Below are 8197 nucleotides of genomic sequence, written 5' to 3'. Positions count from 1 at the left end.
ATCATATATCGATATAAAAAATGGTCAACCAGAAATATTTTCTGGATGACCTTATAATACGAACGGGTGCGTTAGCTGAAGATCAGAGTTGTCTTTAAGGCAGCTTTTTCATATGGAACTGTTAATTGAACTTTATCACTTTAGGAATTATAGTTGAGGTGTCCAAGAGTAAATGGAATTATATCCTAAACGAACTGAAAAATATAAAAGGAAACAGCCTCCATTCATTTTGTTTTATTTTGGAAGTGTTTATCTATTAACTGAATTACTTCCTATCCAATATAGGAACATATGGACAGCCTTGGGTGTATCTACTATTATTATTACTATTACTATTACTCTTTTTGTGGTTATTGATAGAATAAAGGGCTGGTATTATACAAAGTGGATTGTGTTTATTCTTATTTTTATATTGGGTGTAGGTTTATATATCTTCAATGACATAAATGGGAATTGAAATACCACTATTCTAATTTAACTAACGGGTGCTTTAGCTTAGGATCGGAGCTGTCTTTAAAAGGCAGCTTTTTCTTATGCAACTAAAGGGGCAGATTAGTTGCATAAGGTTTTATAATATTCTTCGAAAGAATACCTTGCATTATAAAGTAATATAAAATATATTAATTCCAAGAGGTGGAAAAATTGGAGATTAATAAAGAAGTCTTAAAAGGTCATATAGACACGCTCATCCTGTCACTTTTACATAGGAGGGATATGTACGGCTATGAATTAGCCAAAATCGTTCGAGAAAAGAGTGATGATCAATTTGAATTAAAAGAAGGTACACTTTATCTGTCTTTAAAGAGATTAGAAAAGAATGAATGGATTTCTTCTTACTGGGGGGATGAGCAAGGACCAGGAGGAAGAAGAAAATATTACAAACTTACATCAATGGGTGAAAAAGGATTTGAACAAAAGCGTTTGGAATGGGAATTTGTAAGAGATGTGATTGATTCATTTTTAGATTGGGGGAGAAAAAAATGACCCAAATTGAAGCATTTGTCGATTCGGTTTATCAAAATGTGGGTGGAAATAAGAAAGAAATTCAAGAATTAAAAGCAGAAATGAAAAGTCATTTGTTAGAAGCTGTTTATGAGTTGAAGTTAGAAGGAAAAACGGAGCAAGAAGCAATTGAAATTGCCATTGATCGTTTCGGTGGAGAAAAAGAAATGCGGTCTATTGTTGCTCAATTGTTTAGAGCACAAAAAACTTTTATTAAATGGGTCCTTTATCTTGCAGTAGCGTTTCTAATCATATCTGTATCGACTTTCGTTATAGAAAGGCAAAAAGTAGAATCAAATGCAAACCAAATCTCTTATGTTGCAACAGATATCCGTTCTCTATTGGGAAATAAGACATCTGTTACACCACAAATGGGAGAAGAAATTGAAAGGTTGGTAAAAGGCACCGACTTTATATCATCTGTAAAAATATACAACGTAAGAGAAGTAAAAGAGAGTGATTACAAAAATTATGACAGAGGTATTTTTGAATATGTAGAACATATTGACCCAGACTATCAATACCATAGATCAGTATGGGCACCAGATTGGTTAAAACCTAGATTCTTTCCTTACGGAAACGGTGATGATAAGTGGATTGTTAATATGGAAGAGAGATACTTAAATATGCCAACAATGGCTATTTTGTTTGCAGGGGTGGCAATTTATTGGACGTTATTCTCGATTTGGGCAATCATCAACGCATATCATCATAAACGATTAAATATTGGTTGGATTCTGGTATTTACTTTATTTAATCTATTGGGATATTTGATATATTATTTATTCGGAAAAAGAACGACTATAAATTAATTTGAATTGTTAATTGAATCTAAATGCGTATAGTAAGAAATTTAAGATTAAAAGGAGTTTGGTAATACCAGTTTCTTATTTTCTTAATGAACTAACGGGTGCGTTAGCTGAAGAACGGAGCTGCCTTTAAGGCAGCTTTTTATTATGGAACTAAAGGGGCAGGATATTTAAGAGGACACAACTTGTATTGTAAACTGGAATTAAGATTTGAAACCAAAATTCATCCTGGAGGAAACAATGATAACAAAGTTTGAAACCCGGTATTTTTACATTATTAGCCCTTATGATGATAGTTTTATTAAGTGGAACACAGTAAAAGGAATTCTAAGCGAAGATATAAATGATGATTACAACGTAATTTCCGATTTAATGGCTATGGACGTAAGAGAAAAATTTGGTGAAGAATATGAAGTTTGGGATATTACCAAAGAGGAATTTGAACAAAGAATTAAGCCTGAAATGAAATAAAGTTCCTAATCTACAAACAGTTGCGTTAGCTGAAGATCGGAACCGTCTTTAAGACAACTTCTTCTTATAGAACTATCGGGGCAGGTTAGTTCAACAAGGGTACATACAGAATATGTTATAATTTTAATAGTTTGGAAAAAGATTCCTGGAGGGGTATGGATGGAAGTGAATTTTGGAAATGTGGCAAAAAATTACGCTCAATATAGAAATGACTTACCTGTTGAGTTATTGGAAAGTTTAAAACTTAGAGGAATAGATTTTAACAATAAAAAAGTGGTGGATTTGGGTTCTGGGACGGGAGTATTAAGTCGAGTTTTACATAATGAGGGTGCAGCTGTTGTGGGAGTAGAACCTTCAGCAGAATTAATAGAACAAGCGAAAGTAATTGATAAGAGTGAAGGTAATATTATTGAGTATATAAATACATACGCTGAATCTACAACGTTAGATAATGGTTTGTTTGATTATGTAACCGTTTTAAGAGCATGGCACTGGTTTAATCGGGAAAAAACCCTAGATGAAATTAAAAGAATTCTGGCGAAAAAGGGTAAATTGATTGTAATGGATTCAGGGTTTATATCAAAAAGTAAAGTTATAGATGATACACTTCAAATTATTAAAGCACATATGCCAAATGGAGAGTTAAAACCGGCTGGCGCTAAGGCTGAATCAAAACAGTTTATTAATGGTTTTCCAGTTGAGTGGTTTAAGGAATGGCAGGAACATGAATTTGACTTAAAAGAAACATATAAGTTCAATTACACAGTATCTTTTACAAATGAAGACTGGTGTGGAAGGGTTGGTTCTCTATCTTGGCTTTCAGGATTTACAGAAAATCAACGAAATGAAATACTTGATGAAATCTTTACTCATTTAGTAAAAGAATATGGAGACATTCAACATAATATCCAACATGGATGCTTTATAACTATATTAAATTGTTTATAAATGTCTCTTTAATTTGGGGGTCTATTTGTTTAATGTCTTATGTAACTAACGGGTGCTTAGCTGAAGATCAGAGATGTCTTTAAGGCAGCTTTTTCTTATGGAACTATCGGGGCAGGATAGTTCCATAAGAGTTATAATTTAAAAGGAGAATATTTACTTGATTCGATACTTAATAGGGAGGACTTTTCCTTTGAAGATAACAAATATTTCTTTGGTTACATTTGCTGTAATCATTACAGTTTTAAATCACTTTGTTTCTCCAATTTTCTTCGATGAGGGACCTGATAGTTTAGGGACTGGCTTATCAATACTTTTATTAGCTATTGCACTATTAAATCATCTTAGGGAAAAATAATAATTGTACTAATCGGTTGCTTGATATTATTAAGCTTTTTTCTGGTTGCACTAACAGATGTGTTAACTGAAGATATCGGAGCTGTCTTTATGGCAGCTTTTTCTTATGTAACTAGATGGAACCACCCATTTTTTAGCAATTCACTTAAATTCGATGGCCAACCGGGATACCGAAGATGGCGGGTGTAAACCAATTAGAACGTGATCTTATCCGTATGCGGCAGCGTGAAGGGATTGAACTGGCTAAGAAAGAAGGAAAGTTTAAAGGTCGGTTAAAGAAGTACCATAAAAATCATGCAGGAATGAATTATGCAGTAAAGCTTTATAATGAGGGAGATATGACTGTAAATCAAATTTGTGAAATTACAAATGGTCTAGGGCCTCATTATATAGAAAGCTATCGGAAAGGAACAGTTAATGAGTTATACCAAAAATCGGAAATATATAATAGAAAATAAATTCCATATAGAGGTGGAATTATATGCCTAAAATTGACAATATGTTAGCAATTCTATGGATGCTTCGTTCAGGTGAAAAAGTTACTGCAAAACAAATTTCAGAAAAGTTAGAGATGAATATAAGGACTGTGTATCGTTATATTGATACAATTTCAACAAGTGGCGTACCTATAATTTCAGAACCAGGACATAACGGTGGATACACTTTATTGAACAATTTTATTGAGGCTCCTCTTTTTTTTGATTTTGAGGAGCAAACTTCACTATTTCACGCTGCTGTTTTTGCAGAAGAAGCCGGATATTATGGAAGTGAAGCACTAAATAGGGCCATTTCAAAACTAAGTAAATACTCAAATCAAGAGCAGGAAACAAAGATAAACCAACATTTAACTAGTCTTGAAGTAATAAGTCGATTAAGTTCAATCTCTATGGAACCTTTTTTGAAGGAGTTGGAGCAGGCCGTAGCTGACGGGTACTCAGTAAAAATTCTTTACCATAAAAGTGGCGAAAAGCAATTAAATTATAGATTGGTCGATCCGTACAGAATTATCTATTGGAATAATAAGTGGTATGTGATTGGATTTTGTCATCTTAGGGATGATATCCGTAGTTTTAGAGTAGATCGAATTGAAAGTCTAATGCTAACCGAAAATAAGTTTAACCGGCCAGAAAATTTTTCAGCACGTGACTTTTTTATGAAAAACCTCCTTCCAACTATAGAAGATAAGGGAGGGAATACCTCTTTAATTATTAATGGGAATACAAGGACGTTGGGAGATATTTGCCAACATTGGTTTTTAGGACATTATTTACAAGAACGGACTTCAAATCAAGCAGTATTTCTTCTTGAAAAGGATATGATACATACATATGTACCTTATTTACTTTTACCGTACGGTAAATCTATTCAAGTTATTGAGCCAATAAGTCTAAAGAAAAGACTTATTGAAGTTCTGTCGGAATTAATAAAATTTCATCAAGTATGATAACTTCCCTGACGTTAGCTGTCAGGGAAGTTATATTATAATTGGCTATATCAATTGTGATTGGGAGTGTTATTGGATGCAAACAAAAAAAGTTTATCTATATGTATTTAACACAATGTCAGACTGGGAATATGGATATTTAATTGCCGAACTAAACACAGGAAGATATTTCAAAAAAGATATAGCACCTTTAAAAGTAGTTACAGTAGGAGCTAATAAAGAAATTATTACTACGATGGGGGGACTGAGCATAAAACCAGATATTCCCCTTGATGAGTGTACTCTTGAGAGTAAAGATCTTTTAGTTTTGCCTGGAGGGAATACTTGGGGAGAAGCTATTCATCAACCAATCATGAAAAAAATTGGCGAAGCTTTAAAGCTTGGCACTATTGTTGCTGCAATTTGTGGTGCAACTGAGGCCCTTGCGAATATGGGATACCTAGATTCTAGAAAGCATACAAGCAATAACTTAGAGTATATTAAAATGGTTTGTCCTAATTATAAAGGAGAAAAATTTTATGAGATGGGACCTGCGGTATCTGGTGAGAATTTGGTTACTGCATCAGGAGTAGCTCCTCTGGAATTTGCGATGGAAGTACTGAAAAAATTAGATGTATTTGCACCAGATACATTACATTCATGGTATAACCTAAATAAGACTCACAAACCTGAATACTTCTTCCAGTTAATGAATTCAATAAATAGATGAGCTAAAAAAATCAACTTAGCAGATTTATATTAGTTTAAATAATTACCATGCTTTAGACAATGTCAAAGCATGGTTTTTGAATATAACTTAAAAATGCTTATGGAGTAATGAAAAAGCCCTCAGTGATTTGTCAAATATTGAAACATTAAATCTAGCTGGTAATCAAATCAATGACGTATCATCAATAAACACATTATCTAAATTACACACTGTGAATCTGACTCAAAACTACATAGTGGAAAATCCACTCAATATTGAAAAGTTTATAGCAGATCAAAATTTTTTATCAGATACAGCTAATCAATACCAGGTGTCTGTTCCTGAATCAATCTGTATTGCACTAGGGACCAGTCTAGACGTTCCCTTGTCATGGACTCACGACGGCTTAACGCTAACCGACCTCTCTAAGACTCACTTTAGCCAAGTTAAACCTGTGGTTACAACCTCTGAATCTGGACTTCAGATTGATTCTGCATCCATCCAAAAGGTGTCATTAACAGGTCAAGAAGCTGGAACATACCAAGTAACCATTGAACCAGTTCCAGGATATATAAAAACGGTATCAGTCGAGGTTGTCGATTTACCTGAACCACCAAACTTACAGCCCCTTTCCATTCTGAATACGTCTATTACAGGTACAACCAAACCTGGATATACCGTTCATGCAATGGTTGAGGGGAAATCGTATACGGGGACAGCAGATTCGGAAGGTCATTTTTCGATACCAGTCCCATCCCTATACCAAGGTACTAAAGTAGAAGTAAGGGTTGCTGATGCAAGGGGAGTTGAGAGCGATCCTACGCATATTACAGTTGTTGATGGAGTAGCTCCTAAACTGAATGCTGTTACCGAACGTCTTCAAGCTGTTACTGGCTACGTCATCGATGGGCACAAGACCGTCCGCTTACTCGTAAATGGGGTTCCTCAACGAATTGCAACGGTGGAGGAAGACGGGTATTTCACGATTCCAACTCGTTTCATTAAAGTAACGGATACGATAAGCCGCCCTATACGGAATGCCGATCAGATTACAGTGGATTATGGACTGCGGACCCCAGAACATTTACAAGCTCATATGAAGGTGGGGTGGACCATTACATCTCCAATAAGGGTTAACACCGTTGAATCAAAGGCGGACTATGTCACTGGTACAGCCGAAAAAGGGACACAAACGTTGCGTCTTGTGGTCAATGGAATCCCTCAACGTGTGATTACACCTAAACAGGCTGGGGCTGGAAAAATTGAAAAAGACGGAACATATCGCGTCTATAGTTGTTTTGTTGTCACGAAGTCAGGAGACGTACGCCGTCTTCAAAAGGGAGATGTCGTAACGATTGATGAAGACGTCCAAATTAATGGACAATACACGTCAAATAAAAATGCGACAACAGTTCAATAATACGAAGAGATGTATGGCCAAGGGGCATACTCTCCTTGGCCATACATGAGTTCATAAATGAGAAAGATCGGAGACCTATATGCACCCTATTTACAGCAAAGTGGGAATCGTATCCCTATTCATGATATTGTTCTTCTCACTTTATACGACTGCTTATGGAGAAACGTGTGAAACGAAAGAAGACATCTATATTCAAATAGATAAAGTCTTGTCGTGGTCATCTAGTTTACCCTCTGCATGCAGAGTACCGATAAAAAGGGAAGCAAACAAAGCATAGCCCCCAAATACACCATCCATGTGGTATTTAGGGGCTACTTGACGTTTACCTTTATAGCGAATTTACTTAAAATAAGGAACCTTTTTCAAAGCCACACAAACTGGAACGGCAACGATAATTCCTAATATATTTTGAACGAGATCTCCAGGTATCGAAGCTAAAGGTGCAATCCAATTACCGTATAGAATCCCTTCACCAATATAATAAACAGCTATCATAAATGGAATTGAAACGATTGCTGCTATTACATTGAAAGCATTGCTAGTACCGTTGCGACCCTTTGACCAAGCGATTTTACCAACTATATATCCTTGCAAACCACGCGCCACAATGGTGATAGGTGCCCACAATGTCCACCCTCCAACTATATCAAATAACCCCATTCCTATCGCACCAGCAAGAGCTGCTTTTTTAGGACCAAATAAAATAGATGCAATAAAAAGCATAGCTGTTCCTAGATGAACTAACCCTCCATTTGCGGCAATTGGCAGTTTAATATTCAAAAAGAATGTAGATAGGAACACAAGAGCAATCAACATTGCGGTAATAATTAAATCCATAGTTTTTTGACTTGACCTTGAATAACTTTGTGTATTTTGCATATCTGTAAACCTTCCTAACTAGAATTTTCCTCTGATTTTAGCAAAAGACTGGTGTCTATAAAAGTGTCAATTTATTAAAAAACTATGAGGTCAGTTGATAAAACAGATATTATACGTATTGAAAAGAGAGAGGAGATGACTGTTTTTAGCTGATTTATGATAAGATAAATAAAGTTTAAAGT

General features: G+C 35.1%; 9 protein-coding genes and 1 pseudogene. 9 read left to right on the top strand and 1 reads right to left on the bottom strand.

Annotated elements, in window-relative coordinates; genetic code table 11:
- The first annotated feature begins 642 nt into the window (after window positions 1–642).
- The 9 genes and pseudogenes from ACFX4H_RS06710 to ACFX4H_RS06670 all read left to right on the top strand — a co-directional run bounded on the left by ACFX4H_RS06710 (window position 643) and on the right by ACFX4H_RS06670 (window position 7136).
- A complete protein-coding gene (locus ACFX4H_RS06710; protein WP_057219385.1) occupies window positions 643–984 on the top strand; it encodes a PadR family transcriptional regulator in 342 nt (113 codons plus the stop codon).
- Window positions 981–1814, top strand: a complete 834-nt coding sequence (locus ACFX4H_RS06705) for a permease prefix domain 1-containing protein (RefSeq protein ID WP_328138863.1) — start codon at window positions 981–983, stop codon at window positions 1812–1814. The genes ACFX4H_RS06710 and ACFX4H_RS06705 overlap by 4 nt, the downstream gene beginning before the upstream one ends.
- Before the next feature lie 237 nt (window positions 1815–2051).
- Window positions 2052–2282, top strand: a complete 231-nt coding sequence (locus ACFX4H_RS06700) for a hypothetical protein (RefSeq protein WP_328138862.1) — start codon at window positions 2052–2054, stop codon at window positions 2280–2282.
- A 159-nt stretch (window positions 2283–2441) separates the two neighbouring features.
- Window positions 2442–3230, top strand: coding sequence for a class I SAM-dependent methyltransferase (locus tag ACFX4H_RS06695; RefSeq protein WP_328138861.1), 789 nt, complete (start codon window positions 2442–2444; stop codon window positions 3228–3230).
- Between the two features lie 190 nt (window positions 3231–3420).
- Complete coding sequence (locus ACFX4H_RS06690) at window positions 3421–3585, top strand: hypothetical protein (protein WP_192206689.1); 165 nt, start codon at window positions 3421–3423, stop codon at window positions 3583–3585.
- Between the two features lie 166 nt (window positions 3586–3751).
- Window positions 3752–4002 (top strand): annotated as a pseudogene (locus ACFX4H_RS06685) (helix-turn-helix domain-containing protein); the annotation flags it as partial.
- Window positions 4003–4065: 63 nt separating this feature from the next.
- On the top strand, window positions 4066–5028 hold the full coding sequence (locus tag ACFX4H_RS06680; RefSeq protein ID WP_340876335.1) for a helix-turn-helix transcriptional regulator: 963 nt from the start codon (window positions 4066–4068) through the stop codon (window positions 5026–5028).
- A 76-nt stretch (window positions 5029–5104) separates the two neighbouring features.
- On the top strand, window positions 5105–5737 hold the full coding sequence (locus ACFX4H_RS06675; RefSeq protein ID WP_323599650.1) for a type 1 glutamine amidotransferase family protein: 633 nt from the start codon (window positions 5105–5107) through the stop codon (window positions 5735–5737).
- A 127-nt stretch (window positions 5738–5864) separates the two neighbouring features.
- Window positions 5865–7136 carry an Ig-like domain-containing protein gene (locus ACFX4H_RS06670; RefSeq protein WP_377434677.1) on the top strand — a complete coding sequence of 424 codons (1272 nt, stop codon included), beginning with the start codon at window positions 5865–5867 and terminating at the stop codon, window positions 7134–7136.
- A gap of 339 nt (window positions 7137–7475) precedes the next feature.
- Here ACFX4H_RS06670 and ACFX4H_RS06665 read toward each other — a convergent pair whose 3' ends face one another.
- Window positions 7476–8015 carry an ECF transporter S component gene (locus tag ACFX4H_RS06665; RefSeq protein ID WP_328138858.1) on the bottom strand — a complete coding sequence of 180 codons (540 nt, stop codon included), beginning with the start codon at window positions 8013–8015 and terminating at the stop codon, window positions 7476–7478.
- Window positions 8016–8197: the final 182 nt, after the last annotated feature.

It is taken from the genome of Peribacillus sp. YIM B13477 (assembly GCF_042787955.1).
Taxonomy (GTDB): domain Bacteria; phylum Bacillota; class Bacilli; order Bacillales; family DSM-1321; genus Peribacillus; species Peribacillus frigoritolerans.
This window is presented reverse-complemented; position numbering and strand designations above follow the sequence as displayed.